Below are 1,057 nucleotides of genomic sequence, written 5' to 3' on the forward strand. Positions count from 1 at the left end.
CGCTGAGCTAATACGCTGCCCGCAGAACCAGCGCCAATGATGACGTAATCGAAAGTCAGTGAGTCCATGTGGTGTGCGCCTCTTATTATTATCAAATAAGCTCATCGTTTTGAGAACAAGCTTATCAATGTGGTCGTGTATTTGTTGAAGATAGTTTGAACGATAGGAAGGGGCTTGAAAAGGGAAATCTCACTTGTGAGCCTTGCTAGTAAGGGGGAGGTTCTTTAACTAGAAGAGGGTTTACAGCCTTAGGCTCTAAACCCAGAGTGGAATAACTGTTCGCAAGATAGTAATTATGCGGCTTGTTGTGGAGAAGGCGCTTCTGGTCTCTCAGGTACCAGTTCTTGGTATAGCTCGTCCAGTGCCTCGTTGAAATTACTTGCCAAAAAGCTGACCTTATCAGCAATCGATTCACAGCTAGTCAGGCTGATTGTTAGTGTATCGACATAGCTGGTGACCACAGCAGTTAGCGCCATGTTATCAACGATCGGTGCAACGCCTTCAAGAGATTTTAGCTCGGCGCCATTCAGAAACAAGGGAACCTTGGGGCCCGGTACATTGGTGATAATCAGGTTGAAAACGGGCTTTAGAATATTGGCTAGACGAAGGCGTGTATAAGCTTTCATGGTTAAGGAAGAAGACCACGAGGGAAGATGCTTCATGATTCGTTCAACCGCGACTTTATAGTTAAACTCTTTGGCTCTAAGGGCATTTTGATGAATCATGCCAAGTCGGGAGCTCGGGCTGTCGAGGTCTGTCGCGAGCGATATGAGCATTGGAGAGATTAGGTTCCCTCCTGAACTTTTTGGGCTTCCTTGTTCGTCCTTTTCTCGTTTTGATACGGGAATCATAGCGACTAAAGATTCTTCAGGAAGCTCATTGCTTGTTTCCAGGTTCTTTCGCAGAGCACCTGAGCAGATTGCTAATACAACATCATTGATTGTGCTGCCCGTGTAGGCCTTTCTAATTTCCTTTACTTTGTAGAGCGGTAGATGGGCGCTTGCAAAGAAATGCTTTTTACTGATTGCTTGATTGAACGGCGTTTCAGGTGCGGTGA

At 45.9% G+C, this 1,057-nt stretch carries 1 protein-coding gene; it reads right to left on the minus strand.

Translation table 11 applies throughout. The features are described from left to right. Window positions 1-293: 293 nt before the first annotated feature. Window positions 294-1,057: WS/DGAT domain-containing protein (locus tag A3729_RS24930; protein WP_156498122.1), on the minus strand; the 764-nt coding region annotated here is incomplete at its 5' end.

It is taken from the genome of Oleiphilus sp. HI0043, from assembly GCF_001634935.1.